This is a genomic window from Blastopirellula marina (assembly GCF_002967715.1).
Classification (GTDB): Bacteria; Planctomycetota; Planctomycetia; order Pirellulales; family Pirellulaceae; genus Bremerella; species Bremerella marina_B.
This window is the reverse complement of record NZ_PUIA01000076.1, coordinates 1-702: the sequence shown is the minus strand read 5'-3', so window position 1 is coordinate 702 and position 702 is coordinate 1. Positions and strand designations below refer to the sequence as shown.

At 59.0% G+C, this 702-nt stretch carries 1 protein-coding gene; it reads left to right on the top strand.

Features of this window, described 5'->3' with window-relative positions:
• Positions 1-695, top strand: a 695-nt coding sequence (locus C5Y96_RS23725; protein WP_146115785.1) for a transposase, incomplete at its 5' end; no start/stop codon positions are given.
• Positions 696-702 lie beyond the last annotated feature (7 nt).

Here is a 702-nt window from a genome sequence, read left to right as displayed (position 1 = left end):
CCAGTCGAGAGCGAGTAGCCCGCGAACGGGTAGAACGCGTTCAAGCCGCGCTCGACGCACGCCAGAGTTTAGAGCCGAAAATGGAACGCCGCGAGAAAGGCTCGGGCAAGAACGCCCGCGCATCAACGACCGATCCCGAGGCACGCAAGATGAAAATGGGAGACGGCGGCTTTCGGCCAGCGTTTAACGTGCAGTTCGCGACGACGACGGAAACGGGCGTCATCGTCGGCGTCGATGTGACCCAGGAAGGAACCGACGGCGGTCAGCTTCTGCCGATGTACGAACAAATCGCCCAGCGTTATCAACAGCATCCGCAGGAATATCTAGCGGACGGCGGGTTCGTGAACTTGGCGGCGATTACGCATCTGGAAGCGAACGGAACGGCGACTTACTTGCCGATCGTCGATGAAGCGAAGAAGCGTGAGAAAGGGCAAGATCCGCACGCCCCCGTGAAAGGGGACAGCGAGGGAGTCAAAGCATGGCGAGCGCGAATGGGAACCGAAAATGCGAAAGCGATTTATAAGAACCGAGCCAGTTCCGCTGAACTCTCCAACGCAAGCTGTCGCAATCGCGGCCTGTGGAGCTTCAACGTCCGCGGCCAAATCAAAGCCAAATCGGTCGCCCTCTGGCACGCCATCGTCCATAACTTCCACCGCCTCCTGGACCTAACCCGAAAGGCGACTGCAGCCACCTAAAATAGGA